Consider the following 24,195-nt stretch of genomic DNA (forward strand, 5'->3'; position numbering starts at 1 on the left):
CTACTTCGTCCACTCTCGTAGACGCTGCTTGCGCCTTTACTCCCTGCCAAACCGATCGTTTCGGCAATCCACCGGGGGCGAGCATCTCGTCATCTTGCAGGTAGTGGACAAAGACGACGGGATCAAAGCACTGTCGATCGATCACAGCCAACGTGTCGAAACCCAGTTACGTGAGTTTGTTGAACGTATGTGCGATGCGAGTTCATCTATTAAATCCGGGGATGACCAAACTTCGAGCGCAGTACTACCCCGCTGCGTGATACGCAGCGGCAGTGATGCGGTAGTAGCCTCCGGGGCAACCAACGAGGACGTCACCCTTATAGAACTTAGGACCGCGAAGAGGCTCAGTGTTAAATGGCCCGTAGGTGGCGGAATCACTGATCAAGATTCAATCGCTAGATTAATTGAGCGGTACGTAAAGGCACGTAAATCGATATTGGCAAGTGAAATCATTAGTCACCTCGCGGATGTAACGGAATCGGCTGACATCGACGACATGCGCACCGAACTCAGTGAAATTTACCAGCTGGAATACGGGATGGCAGCCGAGGCCGATCCGCGAGGTAACGTACCCGAAGTTGTGCGACGAATCATCGATATGCGTCTTCGGATATCCGAGCTCCGCAATCTCGTCGCCTCCGCCCGCATGTCGCGGCCAGACTTCGAGGCCGCACTGACTGCTAATGTTGCTGAACTCGATTCCCTAGGCCTGGTAGCCATTAGTGGATTAATCTATGAATTACAGCTCCAAGTCAACTTGGCCAGAATCAGCCAGCAGCAAGATTTTGACCGTCGCGACAATCGCGACAGGCGCCTGGCTCAATGGGTCGCTGCGCTCGTTCTTCCAACGCTTTGGTTTGGATATTTAGGAATAAACGTCCTACCAGCCAAAATTGGCACCGTCGGATTGCAATCAGGAGCCATTGCGTTGATTGCTTTCTTAACATCCATAGGATTAGCAGTCGCGGGATGGTTCATCGTCAGCCTCGTTGCGGGTGGGAGGAAATCGCATGACCGAAGGCAATCAGTCAGAAAGAATCGGCGACGGTTCAGGGTTGAGTGGACTAATTAGCCTGCTGCCGCGTCCTGCCGAGCTTCCCGAGAAGAATGATGCGATTGGCTTAATCAAACAGCCCGCGCTAGCGCCTCAACAGTACATCCAGCCGAACTTGATCATAGCTGAAGGCGACCCATCAACAGCTTCGGTCATACTGATTGAAGCCGCCGCAGCTGTCGGCAAAACATCTCTCGCTAATTGCGTGGGCTCGGCGACAGGCAATCCGGTCTGGGACCTAAGTAAGCTCGATCTTGGCTCTTATACCTTTACCGGTACACTGCTCAAGGCGTACGGCGGTAGCGGTTTCGAGAAGTTTACACATGCGCTCGCCAGCGGCGAATGCTGCTTGATCTTGGATGCGGCTGACGAAGCTTTTGCGCGCAGCGGCGCTGGGCACTTTCAATCGGCAATCAATGACCTCGCCGGTTTACTGCCTAGACTTGCTGAACGTCCTACGGTGCTGGTTACTGGTCGTTACGACACAATCGCGGATACCGCGATCTATCTGCTAGACCACGCTATACCAATTTGCCGCCTTAAGGTTGACTTTTTCGACCGTCCTCAAGCCGAGCAGTTTTTTATGTTGAAGGTGCCTAAAGCCGATCAAGTTGCGGAACGCGTCACCAGTTTTCTTGACTCTTTTTTCTCCGCTGTTCAAACAGCTCTTGGTTCAACTGAACAGTGGGATGACTCGAAGGATTTCTTGGGCTACGCTCCCGTTCTTGATTCGCTCGTATCATTTTTCAAGAGCGAAAGCGAGTTTAATCCCTTTGGAGTTATCGAAGGGATTGATGGTAATGGTTCCAGCTATGTATGGGACCTTTTATTCGACGTGGTTGAATCGATTCTGGCGCGGGAGCAGCAGAAGTTTATTGATTCGTTCTCAAAAGGCGGAGAAGACCGTGCAAGAGCTGCCGCTGCACAACAGGTGTACGGGCCCCGGGAACAGATCGAATTGCTACTAGCAGATGCGCCGATGGAATACGATTCCGAATCGTTCTTGAGGCAACCACAGAAGTTGCAGAATGACTTAAAGGATTCACTCCATGCGGTTCTGCGTGATCATCCGATGTTGCTGCGGAATGGCCCGATACCTCCTGGTGACGTGCTCTATAGGTTTTCCAATGTAGCTTTCCGTGACTACGCACTGGCGGTAGCTCTAACCTCAGCTGAATTTATAGACCAGATTATTGTGGCTAATTCGGAGGCTGCCGATTCGAGGTTTAATCCTTCACCAATACTATCACGCTATTTGTTTTCGAGTCGGATGGGTTCAGACAAAGTTATACCAATCGAATCCATCGGACTGGTTGTTGACTCTCATTCCTCCAGAGTTGGCCATGATGAGACCTCATTGTGGATAGAGGAGCAAGTCGAATTAGCGTCGCCTGGTGGCGGTGGCGACCGTACACGACTTTGGCTCGAACTTTCTGAGTCTACCAATGTGATCGGATCAATCACTACAGATTCCGCCGCCACTTCGCCAGAGGAGATTGTCATTCCCCTTACGAGGAGCATAAATCGGTGCGAAATTCACGTTCCGAGCATGGCTGTTGAACTGGGCGGAACCGTAAACGACTTCATAGCCGGTCCAAACGTAAAGATTGTATGTGATCGACTGGTTTCGAATGTAGGGGCGCTCCGCATCCACCAATCTCCGACGCTGTCGGACTTGGTATTTATTCAAACAAATAGAATACGAGGAACAACGCGGAGCATTAATGCGCCGGGTGGCGGTCTTCGTTTAATTGTACCTAGCGCCGCCTACCCTTGGACATCGTTCATGGTCTCCCCCACACATTCGGAAAAGGGACAATACAGTTGGGCGGTCTACGCTGCGGGGATGGAACTGCGTCGATTGGTGATGTGGTTTAACCAAAAGAGTATGCATGGCGGCGGCTTGCGCTACCTCGTAAAGCCTATGGACGCGATACTCGCCAAAGAGCGAGCGCCACGCAACATGTTTTATTTCTGCGGCGATAACGGCAACCTTGCAAAACGTGGAGACGAGTACTTTCTCCGGTTTGATTTTTCGGTGCCGACTGTGAAGTCTATGGATCTGAAAGATGATAGGTTTGTTGACTTTTTGCTCAGCTATCTAGAATGGAAGGGTCGAACAGGGCGTGATTGATTCGTCATACCTCCATATGTCGAGTACACACCGTCACGGGGCGCAATTCTGTGCGGATGCGTCAAGATCGACCAAGCAAAGACCGGTTGAGGATAAAATTGTCCTTTTAGCTGATGCTTATCGCGGTCGACAGTTGAATTCGGCGCTCGATGCCGCACCGGCCGGCGGGTAGTCGCCAATGCCTCGCAGGGCACCGACCACGGCACCGCCGGACCGGTCTTCGTCGCCGGCGAGCCGGTCAAGGGTGGGTTCTACGGCGAGCAGCCGAGCCTGACCGACCTCGACCACGGAGACTTGAAGTACACCACCGATTTTCGCGACATCTACCACGAACTGCTGGTGGGGACGTTGCGCACCGACCCCACTCCGTCGGTCGGCACCGGCCGCACCACCCTGGGTTTCCTATAGCAGGCTGACACAATCGCGGGCGATGGCCAGTTCCTCGTCGGTCGGTACCACCAGGACGGCGATTCGGGACCCCGCACGGGATATCCGCCGCGTCCCGGTGCCCGAGGCGTTGCGGTCCTCGTCCAGCACGATGCCCAACTCCCCCAGCCCCGCCAACGCATCACGGCGTACCAGCGCGTCGTGCTCGCCGATCCCGGCGGTGAAGCTCACCACATCGGTGTGGCCGAGCACCGCCAGGTAGGCACCGATGTACTTGCGCAACCGGTGGATGAACACGTCGTAGGCCAACTTGGCTGCGCCGTCGCCGGATTCGATCATCTCGCGCAGCCGGCGAAAGTCGCGCTCGCCCGACAGACCCAATACTCCGGACCGCTTGTTCAACATCGACTCGATCTCGCCGACGTCCATCTTCGCGGTGCGCCACAGGTAGCTGAAGACACCCGCGTCGACGTCGCCGCTGCGGGTGCCCATCACCAGTCCCTCCAGCGGCGTCAGGCCCATTGACGTGTCCACCGCCGCCCCGCCGACGATGGCGGACGCCGACGCACCGTTGCCCAGGTGCAGCACAATCTGATTCAGCCCGTCCCACGGCCTGCCCAGAAATGCTGCCGCCTGCCGGCTGACGTACTCGTGCGAGATGCCGTGGAACCCGTACCGGCGGATCTGCCACTTTTCGGCGAGGTCGTGATCGATGGCGTACGTCGCGGCGGCCGCCGGCAGGTGGTGGAAGAACGCCGTGTCGAACACCGCGATGTGCGGCACACCGGGCAGCAGCCTTCGGGCCACCTCGATGCCCTGCAGCGCAGGCGGATTGTGCAGCGGCGCCAGCTGCGAAAGCTCGTCAAGCTTGCCGATCACCTCGTCGTCCAGCACGGTCGGACGATGAAAGCGGTTGCCTCCGTGCACCACTCGATGGCCCACTGCCGCCAGTCCGCAGTCGTGCAGGTCGATGCCGTCGTCGTCGAGGATCTCGAACGCACGGCGTAGCGCCGCGTCGTGGTCGGCTACCGGCGAGGACGGCTCACCGATCTGTTCGACGGTGCCCCCCGCCCGCGACACACCGGAGTCCGGATCGACGAGCTGGAATTTCAGCGATGACGAGCCGGAGTTGACTACCAGCACCAGACGATCAACCATCGATGGCCTGCGCCTGAATCGCGGTGATCGCAACGGTGTTGACGATGTCTTCGACCAGCGCGCCCCGCGACAGGTCGTTGACCGGTTTGCGCAGGCCCTGCAGCACCGGGCCGATCGCGATGGCGCCGGCCGAACGCTGCACCGCCTTATAGGTGTTGTTGCCGGTGTTCAGGTCCGGGAAGATCAGCACCGTCGCACGGCCCGCCACCGGCGAGTCACGCATCTTGGTGGCGGCTACCGACGGATCGACCGCGGCGTCGTACTGGATCGGCCCCTCAACCAACAACTGAGGTTCCCGGGAACGTACCAACTCTGTTGCTTTCCTGACTTTTTCGACGTCAGCACCGGAGCCCGAGTCGCCGGTCGAGTAGGACAGCATGGCCACTCGCGGTTCGATGCCGAATTGTGCGGCCGTGCGCGCCGAGGAGATCGCGATGTCGGCCAGCTGTTCGGTGGTCGGGTTCGGGATGATGGCGCAGTCCCCGTAGGCCAGCACCCGGTCCGGCAGACACATCAGGAAGATGCTGGACACCGTGGACACGTCGGGCACCGTGCGGATGATTTCCAGTGCTGGGCGGACGGTGTGCGCGGTGGTGTGTACGGCTCCGGACACCATTCCGTCCACCTTGCCGTTGTACACCAGCATGGTGCCGAAATAGGTTGCGTCGTTCATGATCTCGCGGGCGTGCTCGAGGGTGACGCCCTTGGCCTTGCGCAGTTCGGCGTATTGTCCGGCGAACAGCTCGTGCAGATCGCTGATGCGCGGGTCGAGCACCGTCGCGTCGTCCAAACATACGCCGAGTTCGGCTGCGCGGGAACGGATCTGCGGCTGGTCGCCCAGGATCGTCAGGTCAGCGACGCCGCGCTGCAGCAGGCGGCCGGCCGAGCGCAGGATACGGTCGTCCTCGCCTTCGGGCAGCACGATGCGCTTGCGGTCCGCGCGGGCCCGCTCCTGCAACTGGTGGGTGAACATCTGCGGCGTGGTGACCGTCGGGATGGGGATGGTGAGCTGCTCTAGCAGGTCGCCCACATCGACGTGCCGGTCGATCAGCTGCAAGGCGGTGTCGATCTTGCGCTGCGAGGACGCGGTGACCCGGCCGCGGGCGGTCGCCGCAGCACTGGCCGTGTCGTAAGTGCCCAGCGTGGTGCTGATGATCGGAAGCCGCAGTCGCAGACCGGAAACCAGGGCCGCGATCGAGGGATGCAGGTCGAAGCCGCCGTTGAGGATGAGGCACGACAGCGACGGAAACCCCTCGGCCGCATGGGCACTGGCGACCGCCAGCACCACATCCGAGCGGTCGCCCGGAGTGATCACCGCCATGCCCTCACCGAGCCGCTCGAGGCAGTGATCGGCGGTCATCCCGGCGACCATCACGCCCATCACCTCGCGTTGCGCCAGTTGTTCGTCGCCGCGGATGGGTGTGCCGTTCACCGCAGTGGTGAGTTCGGCCACCGTCGGCGCGGCCAGCAGCGGCTCCTCGGGCAGCACGTAGGCGCGCGGGGTGAACTTGCGCAGCGCCTCCGCGACGGCCTGCATGTCGCCGGATTCGCACCGGTTGGCGACGACGGCCGCGGTGTGCGCCCGCTGCGCGGACAGTTCGGACAGACACACCTCGACCACGCTGGCGACCTCGCCGGGCGTGCGGCCCTTGCCGCGCACCGTCAGCAGCACCGGCGCACCCAGATTGACCGCGATCCTGGCGTTCACCGAGAGCTCGGCCGGACTCGTCACGTCGGTGTAGTCGCTCCCGACGATCACCACCGCATCGCAGTGGTCGGCCACGGCGTGGTACTTGTCGACGATGCTTGCGATCGCGGCGTCGCTGTCGTCATGCAACTGCTGGTAGGTCACCCCGACGCACTGTTCGTAGGTCAGGCCGGCGGTGGAGTGCTCGAGCAGCAGCTCCAGGATGTAGTCGCGGTCCTCGCCGTGCCGGGTAATGGGCCTGAACACACCGACTTTGGCGACGGTGGCGGCCAAGCGGTGCATCAGACCCAGCGCGACCGTCGACTTGCCGGTCTCCGATTCGGGAGCCGCGATGTAGATGCTGGAGGCTGGCACCGTCAGGCGAGCCGCCGCAGCCGCGGTGCCAGGTCTTTCTCGAACAGCTCCAGGAACCGTCGTTGGTCGTGCCCTGGCGAGTGGAAAACCAGGTGGTTGAGGCCCCACGTCACGTACTGGCCGACCTTCTCCACGGCCTCGTCGGGATCGGAGGCGACGATCCAGCGCTTGGCGATCTGCTCGATGGGCAGCTCGTCGGCGGCCTTCTCCATCTCGATCGGGTCGTCGATGCTGTGCTTCTGCTCGGCCGACAGGGACAGCGGCGCCCAGAACCGGGTGTTCTCCAGCGCCAGGTCGGGGTCGGTGTCGTAAGAGATCTTGATCTCGATCATTTTGTCGATGTCGTCGTCGTTGCGCTCGGCGGCGGCAGCGCCCTCTTTCACTGCGGGGATCAGTTTCTCGGTGTAGAGCTCCGCGCCCTTGCCGGAGGTGCAGATGAATCCGTCGCCGGCGCGGCCGGCGTACTTGGCCACCGCCGGACCGCCCGCGGCGATGTAGACCGGCACCCCGCCTTCGGGGACGTCGTAGATCGAGGCACCCTTGAGCCGGTAGTACTCGCCGTCGAAATCGACGCGGTCGCCGCGCCACAGCTCGCGCATCAAGCGCACCGACTCGCGTAGCCGGGCGAACCTCTCCTTGAATTCGGGCCAGGCGCCCTCGTATCCGGTGGCGATCTCGTTCAGCGCCTCGCCGGTGCCGACACCGAGGAACACGCGGTTCGGGTAAAGACAGGCCATGGTGGCGAAGGCCTGGGCGATGACGGCGGGGTTGTACCGAAACGTCGGGGTTAGCACCGAGGTGCCCAGCTGCAGATGCTCGGTGCGCTCGCCGACGGCGGTCATCCACGACAGCGAGAACGGGGCGTGACCGCCCTTGTGCCGCCAGGGCTGGAAGTGATCGCTGACGGTGGCGCTGTCCATGCCGTGTGCTTCGGCCAGGACGGCCAGCTCGACGAGCTCACGCGGTGCGAATTGTTCAGCGGACGCTTTGTACCCAAGTTTCAATTCAGCCACTAGTCTTTTCTACTCCTAGGCGCTGCCGCACCGATGGCCGCGACCCGCTTCTAGGCTGATGGGCATGTCCGGGCAGACGCAGCTGGTACAGATCACCGACAAGGTTCACCTCGCGCAGGGTGCTGCAGTCAACTGGACGCTGGTAACCGATGCCAGCGGGGTGATGCTGATCGACGCCGGCTACCCCGGCGACCGCGCCGACGTGCTCGACTCGCTGCGCCGGCTGGGGTACCAACCTGCGGATGTGCGCGCGATCCTGCTCACCCATGCTCACATCGACCACCTGGGCACCGCGATCTGGTTCGCCGCCGAGCACGGCACTCCGGTGTACTGCCATGCCCGTGAGGTGGGCCACGCCAAGCGCGAATACCTCGAACAGGTGGCTATCGCCGACCTTGCGCTCCGCCTCTGGCGGCCGCGGTGGGCAGTTTGGACCGCCCACGTCGTCCGCAGCGGCGGCCTGATCCGCGAGGGCATACCGACCAGCCGGCCGCTGACGCCCGAGATTGCCGCGGGCCTACCCGGCCACCCGCAGGCCGTGTTCAGTCCAGGCCACACCAACGGCCACTGCTCGTACCTGGTCGACGGCGTACTCGCCAGTGGCGACGCACTGGTCACCGGCCATCCGCTGATCCGCCGGGACGGACCCCAGCTGCTGCCGGCGATCTTCAGCTACAGCCAGGAGAACTGCATCAGGACGCTGTCGGTGCTGGCCCAGGTGGAAACCGAACTCCTGGCTCCCGGGCACGGACCGGTCTGGCGGGGCCCCATTCGCGAGGCCACCGACGCCGCATTGCGGCGAGCCGGGGCGAGCTGATCCAGGATCGGAAGCCCGTCGGGCCGCCAACATCTCCCACCATTTGAGCAATTTCAGGATCGGGACGTATGCCGCTGGTGTCTACTTGTCACCGCGTAATCAATCAGTTGCATGACAATGAGTGCGGAATTATGCAAGAGGAACACGATATCGTCGTATCGGCGAAGCGGACTCTCGCCGGCGTGGCGCAGCTACGTCGCTACGCTTGCAGCCAATGCGCCGCTCCGCGGTCAGCTCGACATTGATGTCGGCCGTCAACGTGTCCCGTCGATTACGCAATTCGGGATCGACAGCAAAACCCCTTATGTGCAATGGACGGCGTAAAGAATCCGCTGCCGTGAACGGCGCGGAATTGTGGAAAGGAATACGACATGGCCAACACGGTGAAGCGAACTCTCGCCGGCGTTCTGATTACGGGCTTCGGCGCAGTCGCCAGTTTGTGGCTCACCGCCTTGGGGCCGGGCACCGCGCCGGCGCACGCGGATTTGGTATATGACCCGGTCGGCCACGGCACTTGGTGCCCGGGCGACCCCGTGTGGTGGCAGATCCGAGACCTGGCGGCCGGGTGGGACATGAACACGTGCCACGAAGTCCACCAAGTATCCGGAGGGGTCTGGGCCGAGGGCCCGCTTCCGCCGGGCACCTTCGTCTGCCCGCCGATTTCGTTCATGTGCCCCTGACGCCCGACCGGCTACATGTCGCTGCGCGGGTCGCTTAGTGCCAGATTCTCGCGCAGCGTCATGCCGGGATACTCGGTCCGGAACACGCCACGCTCCTGCAACAACGGGACCACCCGGTCGACGAACTCGTCCAGCCCGTGTGGCGTCAGGTGCGGCACCAGGATGAACCCGTCGCACGCGTCGGCCTGCACGTAGCGGTCGATTTCGTCGGCGATATGGCCGGCCGTGCCGACGAATTGCTCCCTGCTGGTCGCCGCGATCACCAACTCACGGATGGACAGCTTCTCCGCTTGCGCCCACTCCCGCCAACGCCGCGCTACCGCAACCGGGTCGCCGTGCCGCACGCGGCCCTGGGTGATGTCGCTGTCGACGACCGGGTCGAAATCGGGCAGCGGACCGTCCGGGTCGTAACCGGAAAGCTCACGGCCCCAGACCTGTTCGAGCATGGCGATCGCGGTCGCACCGCTGACCTGCTGATGGCGGATGTGGCGGGCCCGGTCCGCGGCTTCGTCGGCGGTGTCACCCAGGACAAAGGTGGCTGCCGGAAAAACCTTGAGCTGGTCGGGGTTCCGCCCGAACTTCTTGGCCCGGCCCTTGACGTCGGCGTAGTAGCGCTGACCGTCTTCGAGCGAGCCGTGCAGGGTGAACAGCGCGTCGGCATACCGCGCACCGAATGCCCGCCCCTCGTCGGAGTCACCCGCCTGCAGCAATATCGGATGGCCCTGCGGCCCGGCCGGCAGCGTCGCGAAACCCGTGACGTCGAAGTGCGAACCGGTGAACTCGACGCGGCGGATCGCATCCGGGTTCACGTACACGCCGTCCTTGCGCACCACGGCGTCCGGCGCCCAGCTGTCCCAGAACTTCCGCGCTACCGTGACGAACTCCTCGGCCCGCCGGTAGCGGTCCGCGTGCGGGAGAAAGCCGCCCCTGCGGAAGTTGGCGCCGGTGAACGCATCCGACGAGGTGACGATGTTCCAGCCGGCACGGCCCTCGGAAAGGTGATCGAGCGTCGCGAATTGCCTTGCCACTTCGAAGGGTTCGTTGAAGGTGGTGTTGATGGTGCCGGTCAGGCCGATGCGGTCGGTGACTCCGGCCAGCGCCGCGAGCACGGTGAAGGTGTCCGGCCGGCCCACCACGTCCAGGTCGTGTATGCGGCCGCGGTGCTCGCGTAGCCGCAACCCCTCGGCCAGAAAGAAGAAGTCGAACAACCCGCGTTCGGCGGTGCGGGCCAGGTGCACAAACGACTCGAACTCGATCTGACTGCCCGCACTGGGGTCGGTCCACACGGTGGTGTTGTTGACACCCGGGAAGTGAGCTGCGAGATGAACGGGCTTGCGACTCAACGGGTCAAGCCCCAGGTACGTGCGATCAGCTCGTGCGAGCGCAGCCGGTCCTCGTGGCGGTGGGTGACCGAGGTGACGACGAGTTCGTCGGCTCCGGCGACCCGCGCCAGCGCGCGCAAACGGTCGGCGACCTCGTCCGGATCCCCGACGAATTGTGTTGCGATGCGGTCCTTTACCAACTCGAATTGCGCATCGGTGAGCGGCCCGCAGTCTTCGGGGGCCGGATAGGGCATCGCGCCCACTCCGGTTCGGATGGAACAGACCCAGTGGCCGTACCCGGCGGCCAGACGCTGAGCCGTCGCCGTGTCGTCGGCGACCACGATGTCGGCCGACACCACTACGTAGGGCTCGTCCAGGGCCGCGGACGGCACGAACGTCTCGCGGTAGGCCTCGATGGCTTCCAGCGCGGTGGCCGGGGTGATGTGGTAGCTGGCCACGAACGGCAGGCCAAGGGCGCCGGCGACCCGCGCGCTCTGTCCTCTGGTGCTGCCGAATATCCACGGCCGCAACCCGCTTCCCTCGCCAGGTACCGCATGCACGTCGAATGCGCCGGCGCGGTAGCGCCCGTCCAGCAGCGCGAGGATGTCGTCGACCTGTTCGGCGAAGTCCGGCGATATCGCCTCGGGCTGCTGCAGGATTTCCATGGTGGCCTGCAGTCGCTCCAGATCGAGCATCCCGCGTAGGTCGAACGGCGTCGGAATCACCACGCCGTCGACCTCGTGCCACACCCGCGGCGGCCGGGGCTCGCGTGGCTTCTTCGGTTTGCCCTCCTGGGACCGGCGCTGGCCGGAGCGGCCCACACCCAGATCGATGCGCCCGGGATAGAAGGCCTCCAGCATCCCGAAGTTCTCGACCACCGCGACCGCGGTCGTATAGCCCAGTTGCACCGCTGCCGCGCCCACCCGAATTCTGTTGGTGGCCGCCGCGATCTGTCCGATCAGTACGGCCGGGGACGAACTGGCTACGCCCACGAAGTGGTGCTCGGCTATCCAGTAGCGCCGAAAGCCCCACCGCTCGGCGTGCTGGGCGAGGTCGATGGTGTTGTGCAGTGCCCTGGCTACGTCGCTGCCGGCGCTGATGGGCGCCAGGTCCAGCACCGACAGCGGAATCATCGGCTCACCGCCGCGTACCGGTTGGGCGCTGTCGGCAGCCCGAGTCGTTCGCGCAGCGTTTCGCCATCCCGATAACGGTCACGGAACTGGCCGGCGCGCCGCAACAGCGGCACCACCTCGTCCACGATCGCCGGCAGGTCGGTGGCGTGCACGGCCGGGCGCAGCCGCGCGCCGTCGATGCCCGCGCGCTGCCACTCGAGCAACAGGTCGACCAATTCGGCCGCACTGCCGCCCCACACCAGCGTGTCGGACTTGAAGTCGGTTGCACCGTGGAACGAAACCACAATGTCGGCGAATACTTTCAGGCGAGGACCGATGGCGCGCACTTCGGTGACCAGATCACCGATCGACGTGTCGGCGGGCGTGACGAAAACGACGTCGGCGGTATCGGCGGCGAACTCGTATACCGGCGTGGCGTGCGCCAGGACGGCGATCACCGGCTGCCCCTGCGGCGGGCGCGGTGTGATCGAGGGCCCCTTGACCGAGAAGTACATTCCGCTGAAGTCGATGTAATGCAGCTTGTCGCGGTCGACGTAACGTCCGGTGGCAACGTCACGGATCATCGCGTCGTCCTCCCAGCTGTCCCACAACCTGCGCACCACCTCGACGTAGTCGCGCGCTTCGGGAAACAGCTCCTCGGGACGTACCCTGCGGCGGCCGAACAGCGCTGACTCGTGCGTGGTGACGCTGACCCTGGGCTGCCAACCGGCCCGGCCGTGCGAGACATGGTCAAGTGTCGCAATGGCTTTCGAGATATGAAACGGTTCGGTGTGGGTGACGGTGGCGACCGGGATCAGCCCGATGTGCCGCGTCGCCGGGGCGATACGCGCCGCCACCAGCACCGCGTCGCCACGTCCGGCGAGGCGATGCGGATCGATGCGTTCGCGGCGTCCGGGTTGCGGCATCAGCGAGTCGTCGACGGTCAAGAAGTCGAGCAGGCCGCGCTCGGCCGTGGCCGCCAGCTCGGCCCAGTACCGTCCGCTCAGTACCGAGCGGGTTTCGCCGGTGAGCGTCCACGCCCGGGTGTGCCAGCCGTACCCGTCCAGGCCGACGCCGAGATGAAACGTCATGGGAGTGCCTTCAAGAACGCGATGGGAAACACCGGGCCCCGCGATGGCAAGGGTTCGGACAGCCGGGTGTACCCGGTCGATTCGTAGAGCTCCTCGGCTTCGGGCTGGCGGTCACCGGTGATGAGGTACACCCTGGTGTAACCACGCCGTGCAATCTCCGATTCCAGCTCGGCCAGCAGTGCCCGGGCGTAGCCGCGGCGGCGGTGGTCGCGATGGGTCCAGACTCGTTTCAGCTCGGCCGTCTCGGCGTCGAACCGGCAGAAGGCACCGCCGGTCACCGGTTGGCCGTCCACGAGTCCGATCAGCATCCCGCCGTGTGGCGCCGAGAACTCACCGTCCGGACTGTCGATGAGCCAGTCGAAATACCGCTTCGGCTCTCCGCCGTAACGTTGGGCGTACTCGTCGGCAAGCTCGACCAGCAGTGGCCGCGCCAGCGGATCATGTAAGCCCGCCGGCACGAAGCGCAGCTCACCCGTCACCGGGTTGCCATCGTCGCGGTCACGTACCGGGGCGTGACGGCCAGGTCGTGCGGGCTGACCCGTCGACGCCCGGCCAGACCGGCGTTGGACAGCAAGTCGATCAGCGTCCGTTCGGCGGTCTGCCAACCGTGTGCTTCCAGATTCTCGGGGACGGAACGGAATTCGGCGACGTACGTCAATTTGGACAGGTCGATGTCCAGGCCCTCCTGACGCCAGCCGTCGATGAAGGCCCGCGCCTCGCGCAGCTGCACCTCGGTCCACGGCATGTAATCGGCGCCGAACCAGCTTCCGTTCGCGCTCGCCGCGCTGACCTCATGAAGGAGCCGATCGTGCGCGTCGGGCGGCAGATATCCCACCAGCAGGTTCTCGGCTATCCAAACGGTGGGTTGATCGGGGTCGAATCCGACCCGGCGCAGCGCCGTCATCCAGTCGCCGCGGAGATCGACTCCCACCGTGCGCCGGTGCGTGGTCAGCTTCGCGCCCAGGTCCCGCAGCACCTGCGACTTGAACTCCATCACCCCCGGCTGGTCGCATTCGTACACCGTTGTTCCGGGTGGCCACCACAATCGGTTCGCCCTGGTGTCCAGTCCACAGCCCAGGTTGACCGCCTGGCGGATACCGGCCCGCGTGGCTCTGGCCAGGAATTCGTCCAGGAACTTCCCGTGCACGGCAAGAAGATTGAGCATGCCGGACCTGACGGGGTCACCGCCCCCGTCGGCCGCATACTGCTCGTCCTCGATCATCCGGATGAAGTACTCGACCCCCGCGGCGCGCACCAGCGACTCGGCGAATGGATCGTTGATGAGACCTTTCTTGGTTGCCACGGCTCTGGCCACGGCACCGAAGGTGGCGGTCATGCCGACGCCGGTGGCCGGATCCCACGTGTCGCCGTCGGTTCGTACCATCTGGCCGTCAGCGGTCCGAGCGGTGCCGGTCGGCGAGTTGGACGCCCGCCCGCCAGCCGAGCAGGAACACGGCGGTCACCGTCGTGGCGACCACCACGAAGGCCGCCGCCACCCCGGCCGAACTGGCTTTGCGCAACAGCATGCCGACCGCCACGGTCGATACCCAGACGATCACTCCGGTGGGCGACACCGCGGCGGGCCGGCGCCAGCCGCGCGACACCAGCCATCCCAGTGCCGTCCCGCTCAGAAAGGGCCAGGCGGTGGTCGCGAGCCCGCCGACGGTAATGCCTTCGTCGTGACTGCGGCGCCCCAGCGCACAGAAGACCAGCACGGCCAGCACGTCCACACCGAGCCAGGCCGGCCCCCGCCGCGGTTGCATGCAGCGAGAATACCGGCCCGGTGCAGGATTGACCCATGAGCACCGATAGCCATGACCGCAAGCCGCCCGCATTCGATCCATTCGACCCGCTGGGCCTGGACGCGTCGCTGTCCAGTGACGAGATCGCCGTGCGCGACACGGTTCGGGCGTTCTGCACCGAGCAGGTGATCCCGTACGTCGGCCAGTGGTTCGAGGACGGCGACCTGCCGATGGCACGTGAATTGGCCAAGCAGTTCGGCGAACTGGGCCTGCTGGGCATGCATCTGGACGGCTACGGATGCGGGGGCGCGTCGGCGGTGCACTACGGACTGGCCTGCCTCGAGCTGGAGGCGGCCGATTCCGGTATCCGGTCGCTGGTGTCGGTGCAGGGCTCGCTGGCGATGTTCGCGATCTGGAACAACGGCTCGGAGGAGCAGAAGCAGCGGTGGCTGCCGGGCATGGCGGCAGGCGAGCTGCTCGGTTGCTTCGGTTTGACCGAGCCCGACGCGGGATCCGATCCGGCGGCGATGAAAACAAGGGCCCGGCGCGACGGAACGGACTGGGTGCTCAACGGACGCAAGATGTGGATCACCAACGGTTCGATCGCCGACGTCGCGGTGGTGTGGGCCGCCACCGACGAAGGGGTACGCGGGTTCCTCGTCCCGACGGACACACCGGGGTTCTCGGCCAACACCATTCACCACAAGCTATCGCTGCGGGCGTCGATCACCAGCGAGTTGGTGCTCGAGGACGTGCGGTTGCCCGACGACGCGTTGCTGCCCGGTGCCGTGGGGCTCAATGGGCCGCTGGCCTGCCTGTCGGAGGCGCGGTACGGCATCGTGTGGGGCTCCATGGGTGCGGCACGTTCGGCGTGGCAGTCAGCCCTGGAGTATGCGAGTCAGCGCACCCAGTTCGGGCGCCCGATCGCCGGGTTCCAGTTGACCCAGGCCAAGCTCGTCGACATGGCCATCGAGTTGCACAAGGGTCAGCTCCTGTCACTGCACCTGGGCCGCCTCAAGGACAGCGTCGGATTACGTCCGGATCAGGTCAGCTTCGGCAAGCTGAACAACACCCGGGAGGCGATCGAGATCTGCCGCACCGCACGAACCATCCTGGGTGGCAACGGGATATCGCTGGAATACCCGGTGATCCGGCACATGGTCAACCTGGAATCGGTACTGACTTACGAGGGCACGCCCGAGATGCATCAACTGGTGCTGGGCCAGGCGTTCACGGGCCTGCCCGCATTCCGGTGATGCGACGCGCCGGCGTTGTAGTCGCCCTGCTGGCGGTCCTGGCCGGCTGCACAGTGCCGCGGGTGACGCCGCCGTCACCATCGAGCGGCCCGGCGGCCCAGGCCGACGCGGTGATGCGGGTGGTCCGCGACTTCATGGGCCAGGCACACCTGCGGGCGGTGATCGTGCGGGTGACGGTCGACGGGAGGGAGGTGGTGACGCAGGCCGCCGGTGATTCGGTGACCGGCGTGCCGGCCGGCACCAACATGCACTTTCGCAATGGGGCCGTGGCCATTTCGTACGTGTCGACGCTCCTGCTCAAGCTGGTCGACGAGCAGAAGGTCAGCCTGCAGGACAAGTTGGCCAAGTGGCTGCCCGACTTCCCGCACGCCGACCGCGTCACACTGGGCCAGCTCGCACAGATGACGTCGGGCTACCCCGATTATGTCATCGGCAATGACGCCTTCAGTAACGAGCTGTACGCAAACCCATTCCGGCAGTGGACCACTCAGGAGACTCTCGCTCAGATCTCATCGCGGCCACTGCTCTACGAGCCGGGTACCAACTGGAACTATGCGCACACCAATTACGTCCTGCTGGGCCTGGCGCTGGAGAAGGCCACCGGCCACGACATGCCGTCGCTGTTGCAGACCAAAGTGCTTGCGCCGCTGGGCCTGACATCGACAGCCAACTCCGAGACTCCGGAGATTCCGCTACCCGCCCTGCACGCGTTCAGCTCCGAGCGCCGCGAGTTCCTGAAAGTACCTGCCGGCGTGCCGTTTTACGAGGAGTCGACGTTCTGGAACCCGTCCTGGACCATCACCCACGGCGCGATCCAGACCACGAACATCTACGACATGGAGGCCACCGCGGCCGGTATCGGGTCCGGCAGGTTGCTGTCGGCCGATTCGTACAAGAAGATGGTGTCGACAGAGTTGCGCGGCAAGACCCGGCCCCAACCGGGCTGTCCGACGTGTTTCGATCAAAGTGACGGATACACCTATGGTCTCGGGATCGTGATCTCCGGAAAGTGGCTGATGCAGAATCCCCTGTTCTCCGGCGAGGCTGCCGTGGAGGCGTACCTGCCGTCGCAGAAGGTCGCGATAGCCGTCGCGGTCACCTACGCACCCGAGGCCTTCGACGAGCGGGGCAACTACACCAATCAGGCAGACATCCTGTTCCGCAAGATCGGCGCCGAGCTGGTTCCCGGCGACGCCCCACCCATGCCACCCGGGAGGTAGCGATGAAACTTGTTGCACGCGTGGTCCTGGCTGCGGTGTTGTCTGTCGGCCTGGCTCCGACGGCAGCGGCGGACCCGGCCGGCGGGTTGCCGCCGATGACCCCGACCGGCAGCGGCCCGGTGATCGGCGGCGGTGGGAACGCGAGCGGGATCGCGCAGCAGCTGTTCAGCTTTCATGACCCCAACGTGCAGGAGGTCGACGGCTCCGATGCAGCCCAATTCATCACCGCCGCCGCCGCTGTCGCCAACCGCGACCTCGCCACCGTTTTTCAGCCGCTGCAGCGTGCGCTGGGCTGCCAGGTGAACGGGGCAGGCTTCGGGGCGCGCGCCTACCGGCGGGCCGACGGGCAATGGGGCGGCGGGATGCTGGTGATCGCCAAGAGCAGCGTGCCCGACGTCGAAGCCCTCACCGCCTGCGCCAAGTCCAGTTGGCGCCGGGCGACAATGGGCACCCCGACGTCCATGTGTAACAGCGGTTGGAGTTACCCCCCGTACAGCATGACCCGCAAGGGCGAAGGCTATTTCGTCCTGCTGTCGGGCACCAACTCGGATTTCTGCAACCCTCCGAACGCCAACTTCCGGAGTTCGGCAAGCGCCTGGCCCAACTAGAAGGGTGGGGGTTCGTCGTCGGGGTTTGGTGGTGGGCGGTGGTCGGCGTAGGCGAAGTAGTCTGCGGCGTTGGCGGGGTGGGCGGTGCGGGTTTGGTGGTTGGCGCGGCGTTCGGCGGCGACGCGGTAGGCGCGGTCTTGGGTGCGGGTGCGGCGGCGGGTGGGCATCATTGCGGTGCGGGGGGCGCAGTAGTCGTCGGGGTTTTGGGCTTCGGGGGCGGGCATGCCGCCCACGGCGTGGCACAGGCTGGGGAACAGCAGGGCGCTGCCGGGGGTGGTGAGGTGGGTTTCGCCGGCCGGGGAGGTCAGGATCAGGGTGCCGTCGGGGAGTTGTTTTTCGGTCCAGCCCCAGAAGGTTTTGAGGAGGTGGTGGGTGCGGCAGTAGCACTTGATGTTGCCGGCGTGGGTGGGCCCGCCGTTGGCGTAGGGGATGGTGTGGTCGAGGTCGCACCGGGTCGCCGGGACGTCGCAGCCCGGCCAGCGGCAGGTCAGATCCCGCGCCCGGATGAAATCCGCCAGCGCTGCCGAGGGGGTGTGCCGGGGTTCGGGGGGACCGTAGCCGGGGTGGATCAGGGGTCGTTGCCGGGCGGTCAGGGCCAGCTCGGCCAGCAGCTCGGCGGTGATGAGGTCTTCGGCGCCGAGCAGGCAGGCCGGGGTGTCGCTGTGCCCGGCCAGGGTCGCGGCCTCGGCGATCACATGGATGAGCACCGGGCCGGCCGGTGTGCGGCCCGCGGCGGTGCAGTCCGGGCGTCCGCACTCACAGCCCAGGCGGGCCGCGCCGGCGGCCAGCGCCCCCAGCGCGTCGGCGCGGCGTTGCGCGGCGGCGCGCGGATCATTTGGGCACACCGTGGCCGCCAACCCTGACAGGCGCTGATCCAGGGCCTGGGCATCGGACAGCCGGACCCGGGCCTCGATCGCGCACACCCCATCCAGGGGCGGGCCGATGTACACCTCCCGCTGGGCCTGCACCTCTTTGCGGCGACGCAGCGCATCGGCATCGGCGCGGGCCACGATCGCATCCACCTTCTGGGCCAGCCGCCGCCGGCTCAGCGAGGGCCAGCGCGTCACGTTGGCCGCCACCCTGCTGTCCACCCGCGCCAGCACCTGCGGGTCTTCGATCAGATCGGTGCGGTAGGCGATCGTGGCGAAGGCCTCCATATCGATATCCCCGGCACCAAAGACCGCCGCCACCCGCGGCAGCCGCTCGCGCATCACCCGGGCATAGCGCAGCTTGGTCTCCGCGCGGGCCTGGCTGATCTTCAACCCCGCCGCCACCTCGCCGGCCACCGCCTTCATCGTGTCGATGGCCCAGTCCTCACACTCCCCACCCCGAGCCAACCGGTAGGCGAACAACTCCCCCACCGCCACCAACTCCGCCGCCGCGGCCTGATTGACCACCCGCGCCGCCCCACACACCCGCCCCACCCAGCCGCGCGACTCCTCGGTGGCACCCAACAACCCGTCCCGGCGGGCGAACACCTCGCCCATCAGCGCATCAAAACGCGCCACCCGCTCGGCGAAAGACAGCTCACCGTCGACAGGCGACACCCCGACCGGCCCATCGAACATATATTCGATAATACCCGGCTGGACCGACACGTGGCTCGACGCGCGGGACCGGGGGTGTTCATCACTCGAGGCCGGCGTGTTCCGGGCCGGCCGAACCGCTCGCGGACCGCAAACATGCGACTTTCGGCTCGTTGAGTCGTACGGTAGATGCGCTGCAGTGACCCGACTGAAGGAGGACCATGACGCCCGCATCCGGCGAACCCCCGACTGCCGAAAAACGCCATCACGTCGTCATCATCGGAAGCGGGTTCGGCGGCCTGAATGGGGCCAAGTCGCTCAAGCGAGCCGACGTCGACATCACGCTCATCTCCAAGACGACCACCCACCTGTTTCAGCCGCTGCTTTACCAGGTGGCGACCGGCATCCTCTCCGAGGGTGACATCGCGCCGACCACCCGGTTGATCCTGCGCAAGCAGAAGAACGTGCGGGTGATATTGGGTGAGGTCAGCGGGATCGACCTGGCATCCCAGACGGTCACCTCGAAGCTGATCAACATGGAGACGGTGACGCACTACGACAGCCTGATCGTGGCGGCCGGCGCCCAGCAGTCCTATTTCGGCAACGATCAATTCGCCACCTTCGCGCCGGGCATGAAGACCATCGATGACGCACTGGAGCTGCGCGGCCGCATCCTGGGCGCATTCGAAGCCGCCGAGGTCGCCACTGACCATGCCGAGCGCGAACGCCGGTTGACCTTCGTGGTGGTCGGGGCCGGGCCCACCGGCGTCGAACTGGCCGGCGAGATCGTCCAGCTCGCCGAGCGCACCCTGGCCGGGGCGTTCCGCACCATCACGCCCAGCGAGTGCCGGGTGATTCTGCTCGACGCCGCCCCCGCGGTGTTGCCGCCAATGGGTCCCAAACTGGGCCTCAAGGCGCAACACAAGCTGGAGAAGATGGACGTCGAGGTCCAACTGAACGCCATGGTGACCGCGGTCGACTACAGGGGCATCACGGTCAGGGAGAAGGACGGCACCGAACGCCGCATCGAATGCGCATGCAAGGTGTGGGCGGCGGGCGTGCAAGCCAGTTCGCTGGGCAAGCTCATCGCCGAGCAGTCCGACGGAACCGAGACCGACCGCGCGGGACGGGTTGTCGTGGAGCCCGACCTCACCCTTAAGGGACACCCGAACGTCTTCGTCGTCGGGGATCTCATGTCGGTGCCTGGCGTGCCGGGGATGGCCCAGGGCGCAATCCAGAGTGCGAAGTACGCCACCGGCATTATCAAGAACGTCGTCAAAGGCAAGGACGACCCGGCCGCGCGCGAGCCGTTCCATTACTTCAACAAGGGCAGCATGGCCCTCATCTCCCACTACAACGCCGTCACGCAGATCGGCAAGCTGGAGTTCGCCGGATTCTTCGCCTGGCTGGCCTGGCTGGGGCTGCACCTTATCTACCTGGTCGGCCACCGCAACCGGATCGCCGCCATGTTCTCCTGGGGCCTGGCCTTCCTCGGCCGCACCCGGGGCCAGATGGCCATCACCAGTCAGATGATCTACGCGCGGGTGGCGGTGAACTGGGTGAAGGAGTATGCCGAAGAAGGCACGCTGGCCGCCGCCGAACGCGCCGAAGCGGCCGAACAGCGGGCGGCGGGCTAACTCAGGGGCTAACTCAGGGCCTGGTCGATATCGGCGATCAGATCCTCGGTGCCTTCCAGGCCGACCGAGATGCGGACCACGCCGTCACCGAGCCCGATGGCGGCGCGGCCTTCCGGGCCCATGGCCCGGTGTGTCGTCGTAGCCGGATGCGTGACAAGCGATTTGGTGTCCCCGAGGTTGTTGGAGATGTCGATCAGCCGCAGCTTGTCCAGCACTTCGAAGGCACGCTGTTTCGCGGCACCCTTGTTGCCGCTGTTCAACTCGAAGGTGACAACCGTTCCGCCACCAGACATTTGACGCTTGGCGAGGTCGAACTGCGGATGCGACGGCAGGAATGGGTAGCGAACCCAGTTCACGGCGGGGTGGCCTTCCAGGAACTCCGCGATGCGTTGCGCCGAGGCGTTGCTGTATTCAACCCGAACAGCAAGCGTCTCAAGTCCTTTGAGCATCACCCAGGCATTGAAGGGGCTCATCGCCGGGCCGGTGTGGCGCATCAGCTTCTGCACCGGGCCGTCGATGTACTCCTTGTCACCAAGGATCGCGCCACCGAGCACCCGGCCCTGGCCGTCGATGTGCTTGGTGCCCGAGTACACCACCACGTCGACCCCGAGCGGGAAGCCCTGCTGCAACAGGGGCGTCGCAAAAACGTTGTCCAGCACCACCTTTGCGCCCGCGGAATGTGCCAGCTCGGTGACCACGGCGATGTCGACGAGTGATTGCATGGGATTGGACGGCGTTTCGAAGAACACCGCTTGAGTGGGCTTGGACAACGCTTGCTCCCACTGCGACAGGTCGTCGCCGTCGACGAACACCGTCTCCACACCCCAGCGCGGCAAGATCTCGTTGCACACCACGAAACAGGAGCCAAACAGGCTGCGCGCCGCAACCAGCCGGTCGCCGGCACCCAACAGTGCGCCGAGGGAGACGAAGACGGCCGCCATGCCGCTGGCCGTCGCGAACGCCGCCGGCGCGCCCTCGATCAGGCGCAGCCTTTCCTGGAACATGTTCACGGTCGGGTTGCCGTACCGGGAGTACACGTAGTGGTCCACCTCGCCGGTGAACGACTGCTCGGCGACGGCGGCCGAGGGGTAGACGTAGCCCGACGACAGGAACATCGCCTCGGAGGTCTCTTCGAAACCCGATCGCGTCAGGCCGCCGCGTACACCGATGGTCGCCTGGCTCACGCCATCGGGCAGCGCCTTGGGCGTGCGGATCGAGTCGCCGTCAGTCATCCCTGTCAATAGCCTCGTTCTAGCCTTGTTACTAGCCTTGTTACTAGCCTTGTTACTAGCCTTGTTTCCAAGGCAGTCCGACCGCACGCCAACCCGTCTCACCCCGGTGACCGTGCGCGTCAAGCTGGCCTTCGAAGCCGTCCAGCACGTTGTACGACGGCGTGAAGCCGGCCTCGGTGGCGACTTCGGCGGCCCCGATGGAACGGTTGCCCGAACGACACAGGAACACCACCGGCCGCTCGCCCTCGCCGGTGGAGGAGACCTTGTCCCTCAGTTCGGCGAGGAAGTTGTTGTTGTGCTGTCCGTTGGACTTGTTCCACTCGATGTAGACCACGTCGCGCCCCAGGCTCGACAGGTCAGGCACCCCCACGAACCGCCATTCGGCGTCGGTGCGCACATCCACCAGCACCGCCTGCGGGTTGTCGCTGAGCAATTTCCACGCCTGCAGCGGCGTGATGTCTCCTGCGTAGCTCACCCGCGTGAGTCTCGCACATTCAGCCGGCCTGCCACCTCTCGGGCGCGGTCGCGGGCGGCCGACACCTCCGGCGCGGTGGCCAGCGTCACACCCCACTTGTCCGCTACTGCCACCGGTTGTTCCGCACTGACCGATCCGAACACCCGCAGATCGCTTTCGGGCACCCCGAGGGCGGAGGCGAGTACGTCGCCGCTGGGCGCCGCCCCCGGCGCGGCGGGGCCGTGATCGATCAGCCGGGCGGCGCCGGGCGAGACCATCATGGTGTCGACGGCCACCCCCAGTACCGCCCGCGCATGCAACTCGAACACCGAAAGTCGCTGGCTGCGCAGGGTAACCCAGGCGCTGTCGCCGGGACCGGCGGTCACCTCAGCGAAGTACACCTCGTCACCGTTGATCATCAACTCGACGCTGAAGACGCCGCGGCCGCCCAGCGACTTGACGATGCGTGCGGCGATGGATTTGGCGGCATCGAGGGCGGCGGTGGTCATGTGCTGTGGCTGCCACGATTCCAGCGCGCCGGTGTCGTCGACGCGGTGGCCGATGGGCGCAGAGAACTCGATGACGGGCCCGGAGGGCCCTTCGGTGTGCACCACGATCAGCGTGACCAAAAATTCCACGTCGACCACCGTCTCGGCCCAGAGCCGGCCGCCGTCGCCTCCGCTGGCCAGTTCCCAGGCACGCGCGATCTCCTCGGTGCCGCGGACCACCGACCGCCCACTGCGGTCTCGCCCGCTGACGGGCTTGACCAGGAGCGGGAAGCCGGCGTGAGCGGCGACCGCCTCGAGTTCGGCAAGTGAGTCGACGAACCAGAACGGGGCGGTGGGCAGACCGAGTTCATCGGCGGCCAGCCGGCGCAGGCCTTCCCGGTCGGCCGTCAGCCGCACGGCGCGGGCGCTGGGCACCAGTTCGGTGTCCTGGCCTTCCAGGGCGTCGAGGGCTGCGGCCGAGGCGGCGGTTTCGGCAGCGGTCCGGAAGGCGCCGGTGAGCGTCACCACGAAGTCCGGTTGCAGGGCCGCCACGACGGCTGTCAGCTCGTCCGGGTCGGTGAGCGTATCGGCGTCCGCGGTGATAACTTCGGCGCCGAGGCGCTGCAAGGCGACCGTCAGTTCCTGGCCGGACTCGTCGGAACCGAGCAGCAACACCCGCGGCCCGGCATCGGCGTCGGTACCGCCTTCGGCTTCGGCCGGGTCCTCGACGACCCACGTCGTCGTGCCCTCTGTTCCTTCGCTCAAGCCGTCAGTCACGCATTCAAGGATAGGTGCGCTTATGAGAACGACGCGTCTGGACTCATTTTTAGAGAATTTATGTAACTCTGCTGAGAGCCACAAAGTTTCGCCGAGGAGATGTGCATGTCATTCGTGACGACCCAGCCGGAGATGCTGAGCACTGCCGCGAGCAACCTGGCGAACATCGGGTCGGCCATGCGCGCGTTGAACGATGCGTCGGCATCGCTGACCACCGCGGTGGTGCCCGCTGCGGCCGACGAGGTCTCCGCGACAACGGCCGTCCGGTTCGCCTGCCACGCTCGGCTGTATCAGCTTGTCAGCGCTGCGGCTGCGGCGATTCACGAGCAGTTCGTCGCCGTCCTGGCATCCAGTGGCGCGTCATATGCCGGCACCGAGGCTGTCAACAGCGCGGCGGCCGGCCCGGGCGGGGGGTAAGGCCATGC

22 protein-coding genes and 1 pseudogene are annotated in these 24,195 nt (G+C 65.1%); 10 read left to right on the plus strand and 13 right to left on the minus strand.

Annotation, left to right across the window (positions count from 1 at the left end; genetic code table 11):
* The first annotated feature begins 103 nt into the window (after positions 1-103).
* The 3 genes and pseudogenes from AC5Y7D_RS15740 to AC5Y7D_RS15750 form a co-directional block, all read left to right on the plus strand.
* Positions 104-1,072: a hypothetical protein gene (locus tag AC5Y7D_RS15740; protein ID WP_499925529.1), complete on the plus strand. Its 969-nt coding sequence runs from the start codon at positions 104-106 to the stop codon at positions 1,070-1,072.
* Positions 1,011-3,188: a hypothetical protein gene (locus AC5Y7D_RS15745; protein ID WP_499925531.1), complete on the plus strand. Its 2,178-nt coding sequence runs from the start codon at positions 1,011-1,013 to the stop codon at positions 3,186-3,188. The genes AC5Y7D_RS15740 and AC5Y7D_RS15745 overlap by 62 nt, the downstream gene beginning before the upstream one ends.
* Positions 3,189-3,347: 159 nt before the next feature.
* Positions 3,348-3,596: pseudogene (locus AC5Y7D_RS15750) on the plus strand (DUF1501 domain-containing protein); the annotation flags it as partial.
* Here AC5Y7D_RS15750 and AC5Y7D_RS15755 read toward each other — a convergent pair.
* Genes AC5Y7D_RS15755 through fgd form a run of 3 tightly spaced genes read right to left on the minus strand, consistent with a single transcriptional unit; the run spans position 3,591 to position 7,808 of the window.
* Entirely contained in the window at positions 3,591-4,733 is a 1,143-nt protein-coding gene (locus tag AC5Y7D_RS15755) for an acetate kinase (RefSeq protein ID WP_499925532.1), read from the minus strand. The pseudogene AC5Y7D_RS15750 and the gene AC5Y7D_RS15755 overlap by 6 nt on opposite strands.
* A complete protein-coding gene (pta, locus tag AC5Y7D_RS15760; RefSeq protein ID WP_499925534.1) occupies positions 4,726-6,795 on the minus strand; it encodes a phosphate acetyltransferase in 2,070 nt (689 codons plus the stop codon). Before pta ends, AC5Y7D_RS15755 begins: the two co-directional genes overlap by 8 nt.
* A 2-nt stretch (positions 6,796-6,797) precedes the next feature.
* Complete coding sequence (gene fgd, locus AC5Y7D_RS15765; RefSeq protein WP_499925536.1) at positions 6,798-7,808, minus strand: glucose-6-phosphate dehydrogenase (coenzyme-F420); 1,011 nt, start codon at positions 7,806-7,808, stop codon at positions 6,798-6,800.
* 64 nt (positions 7,809-7,872) lie between these two features.
* Between fgd and AC5Y7D_RS15770 the strand changes: the two genes are divergently transcribed.
* Both AC5Y7D_RS15770 and AC5Y7D_RS15775 read left to right on the plus strand, forming a co-directional pair.
* Positions 7,873-8,625 carry an MBL fold metallo-hydrolase gene (locus AC5Y7D_RS15770; RefSeq protein WP_499925538.1) on the plus strand — a complete coding sequence of 251 codons (753 nt, stop codon included), beginning with the start codon at positions 7,873-7,875 and terminating at the stop codon, positions 8,623-8,625.
* A gap of 371 nt (positions 8,626-8,996) precedes the next feature.
* The gene (locus AC5Y7D_RS15775) at positions 8,997-9,305 is read left to right on the plus strand and encodes a hypothetical protein (RefSeq protein WP_499925540.1); all 309 of its coding nucleotides are present in this window, start codon (positions 8,997-8,999) and stop codon (positions 9,303-9,305) included.
* Positions 9,306-9,316: 11 nt separating this feature from the next.
* On the opposite strand, the gene AC5Y7D_RS15780 is transcribed toward AC5Y7D_RS15775, so the two are convergent.
* From AC5Y7D_RS15780 to AC5Y7D_RS15805, 6 genes are read right to left on the minus strand one after another with little or no spacing between them, the layout of a single operon-like run.
* Complete coding sequence (locus tag AC5Y7D_RS15780; protein ID WP_499925542.1) at positions 9,317-10,648, minus strand: NtaA/DmoA family FMN-dependent monooxygenase; 1,332 nt, start codon at positions 10,646-10,648, stop codon at positions 9,317-9,319.
* Positions 10,645-11,760, minus strand: coding sequence for an LLM class flavin-dependent oxidoreductase (locus AC5Y7D_RS15785; protein WP_499925544.1), 1,116 nt, complete (start codon positions 11,758-11,760; stop codon positions 10,645-10,647). Before AC5Y7D_RS15785 ends, AC5Y7D_RS15780 begins: the two co-directional genes overlap by 4 nt.
* Positions 11,757-12,830: an LLM class flavin-dependent oxidoreductase gene (locus AC5Y7D_RS15790; protein WP_499925546.1), complete on the minus strand. Its 1,074-nt coding sequence runs from the start codon at positions 12,828-12,830 to the stop codon at positions 11,757-11,759. The genes AC5Y7D_RS15785 and AC5Y7D_RS15790 overlap by 4 nt, the downstream gene beginning before the upstream one ends.
* A complete protein-coding gene (locus tag AC5Y7D_RS15795; RefSeq protein ID WP_499925549.1) occupies positions 12,827-13,309 on the minus strand; it encodes a GNAT family N-acetyltransferase in 483 nt (160 codons plus the stop codon). Before AC5Y7D_RS15795 ends, AC5Y7D_RS15790 begins: the two co-directional genes overlap by 4 nt.
* Entirely contained in the window at positions 13,306-14,214 is a 909-nt protein-coding gene (locus AC5Y7D_RS15800; RefSeq protein WP_499925551.1) for an SAM-dependent methyltransferase, read from the minus strand. The genes AC5Y7D_RS15795 and AC5Y7D_RS15800 overlap by 4 nt, the downstream gene beginning before the upstream one ends.
* Before the next feature lie 7 nt (positions 14,215-14,221).
* Positions 14,222-14,593 carry a DUF3054 domain-containing protein gene (locus AC5Y7D_RS15805; RefSeq protein ID WP_499925553.1) on the minus strand — a complete coding sequence of 124 codons (372 nt, stop codon included), beginning with the start codon at positions 14,591-14,593 and terminating at the stop codon, positions 14,222-14,224.
* Positions 14,594-14,628: 35 nt separating this feature from the next.
* Between AC5Y7D_RS15805 and AC5Y7D_RS15810 the strand changes: the two genes are divergently transcribed.
* From AC5Y7D_RS15810 to AC5Y7D_RS15820, 3 genes are read left to right on the plus strand one after another with little or no spacing between them, the layout of a single operon-like run.
* Positions 14,629-15,828 (plus strand): acyl-CoA dehydrogenase, encoded by a 1,200-nt coding sequence (locus AC5Y7D_RS15810; RefSeq protein WP_499925556.1) that lies wholly within the window; start codon positions 14,629-14,631, stop codon positions 15,826-15,828.
* Complete coding sequence (locus AC5Y7D_RS15815) at positions 15,819-17,048, plus strand: serine hydrolase domain-containing protein (RefSeq protein WP_499925656.1); 1,230 nt, start codon at positions 15,819-15,821, stop codon at positions 17,046-17,048. Before AC5Y7D_RS15810 ends, AC5Y7D_RS15815 begins: the two co-directional genes overlap by 10 nt.
* Before the next feature lie 2 nt (positions 17,049-17,050).
* Positions 17,051-17,656, plus strand: a complete 606-nt coding sequence (locus AC5Y7D_RS15820) for a hypothetical protein (protein WP_499925561.1) — start codon at positions 17,051-17,053, stop codon at positions 17,654-17,656.
* Here the strand turns inward: AC5Y7D_RS15820 and AC5Y7D_RS15825 are convergent.
* The gene (locus AC5Y7D_RS15825; protein ID WP_499925657.1) at positions 17,653-19,143 is read right to left on the minus strand and encodes an HNH endonuclease signature motif containing protein; all 1,491 of its coding nucleotides are present in this window, start codon (positions 19,141-19,143) and stop codon (positions 17,653-17,655) included. The genes AC5Y7D_RS15820 and AC5Y7D_RS15825 overlap by 4 nt on opposite strands.
* 260 nt (positions 19,144-19,403) lie before the next feature.
* Here AC5Y7D_RS15825 and AC5Y7D_RS15830 point away from each other — a divergent pair, with 260 nt between their 5' ends.
* Positions 19,404-20,819, plus strand: coding sequence for an NAD(P)/FAD-dependent oxidoreductase (locus AC5Y7D_RS15830; protein WP_499925565.1), 1,416 nt, complete (start codon positions 19,404-19,406; stop codon positions 20,817-20,819).
* Between the two features lie 8 nt (positions 20,820-20,827).
* Here the strand turns inward: AC5Y7D_RS15830 and AC5Y7D_RS15835 are convergent, their stop codons facing one another.
* The 3 genes from AC5Y7D_RS15835 to purT are packed head-to-tail and all read right to left on the minus strand — an operon-like array spanning position 20,828 to position 23,770.
* On the minus strand, positions 20,828-22,051 hold the full coding sequence (locus AC5Y7D_RS15835; RefSeq protein WP_499925568.1) for an O-succinylhomoserine sulfhydrylase: 1,224 nt from the start codon (positions 22,049-22,051) through the stop codon (positions 20,828-20,830).
* A gap of 55 nt (positions 22,052-22,106) precedes the next feature.
* The gene (locus AC5Y7D_RS15840; protein ID WP_499925570.1) at positions 22,107-22,526 is read right to left on the minus strand and encodes a rhodanese-like domain-containing protein; all 420 of its coding nucleotides are present in this window, start codon (positions 22,524-22,526) and stop codon (positions 22,107-22,109) included.
* Positions 22,523-23,770 carry a formate-dependent phosphoribosylglycinamide formyltransferase gene (gene purT / locus AC5Y7D_RS15845; RefSeq protein ID WP_499925572.1) on the minus strand — a complete coding sequence of 416 codons (1,248 nt, stop codon included), beginning with the start codon at positions 23,768-23,770 and terminating at the stop codon, positions 22,523-22,525. Before purT ends, AC5Y7D_RS15840 begins: the two co-directional genes overlap by 4 nt.
* Positions 23,771-23,875: 105 nt before the next feature.
* On the opposite strand from purT, the gene AC5Y7D_RS15850 reads away from it, so the two are divergent.
* Complete coding sequence (locus tag AC5Y7D_RS15850; RefSeq protein ID WP_499925574.1) at positions 23,876-24,187, plus strand: PE family protein; 312 nt, start codon at positions 23,876-23,878, stop codon at positions 24,185-24,187.
* The last annotated feature ends 8 nt before the right edge of the window (positions 24,188-24,195 follow it).

The organism is Mycobacterium sp. NGS49 (assembly GCF_059812565.1).

Excerpts from the sequence above, each read along its gene's own strand:
- AC5Y7D_RS15745 (WP_499925531.1), top strand. The coding sequence starts at position 1,011 with ATGACCGAAGGCAATCAGTCAGAAAGAATCGGCGACGGTTCAGGGTTG.
- AC5Y7D_RS15825 (WP_499925657.1), bottom strand. The coding sequence starts at position 19,143 with ATGGGCGAGGTGTTCGCCCGCCGGGACGGGTTGTTGGGTGCCACCGAG.
- AC5Y7D_RS15820 (WP_499925561.1), top strand. The coding sequence starts at position 17,051 with ATGAAACTTGTTGCACGCGTGGTCCTGGCTGCGGTGTTGTCTGTCGGC.
- AC5Y7D_RS15850 (WP_499925574.1), top strand. The coding sequence starts at position 23,876 with ATGTCATTCGTGACGACCCAGCCGGAGATGCTGAGCACTGCCGCGAGC.
- AC5Y7D_RS15800 (WP_499925551.1), bottom strand. The coding sequence starts at position 14,214 with ATGGTACGAACCGACGGCGACACGTGGGATCCGGCCACCGGCGTCGGC.
- AC5Y7D_RS15830 (WP_499925565.1), top strand. The coding sequence starts at position 19,404 with ATGACGCCCGCATCCGGCGAACCCCCGACTGCCGAAAAACGCCATCAC.
- AC5Y7D_RS15790 (WP_499925546.1), bottom strand. The coding sequence starts at position 12,830 with ATGACGTTTCATCTCGGCGTCGGCCTGGACGGGTACGGCTGGCACACC.
- AC5Y7D_RS15835 (WP_499925568.1), bottom strand. The coding sequence starts at position 22,051 with ATGACTGACGGCGACTCGATCCGCACGCCCAAGGCGCTGCCCGATGGC.
- AC5Y7D_RS15805 (WP_499925553.1), bottom strand. The coding sequence starts at position 14,593 with ATGCAACCGCGGCGGGGGCCGGCCTGGCTCGGTGTGGACGTGCTGGCC.
- AC5Y7D_RS15770 (WP_499925538.1), top strand. The coding sequence starts at position 7,873 with ATGTCCGGGCAGACGCAGCTGGTACAGATCACCGACAAGGTTCACCTC.
- AC5Y7D_RS15810 (WP_499925556.1), top strand. The coding sequence starts at position 14,629 with ATGAGCACCGATAGCCATGACCGCAAGCCGCCCGCATTCGATCCATTC.
- AC5Y7D_RS15785 (WP_499925544.1), bottom strand. The coding sequence starts at position 11,760 with ATGATTCCGCTGTCGGTGCTGGACCTGGCGCCCATCAGCGCCGGCAGC.
- AC5Y7D_RS15775 (WP_499925540.1), top strand. The coding sequence starts at position 8,997 with ATGGCCAACACGGTGAAGCGAACTCTCGCCGGCGTTCTGATTACGGGC.
- AC5Y7D_RS15755 (WP_499925532.1), bottom strand. The coding sequence starts at position 4,733 with ATGGTTGATCGTCTGGTGCTGGTAGTCAACTCCGGCTCGTCATCGCTG.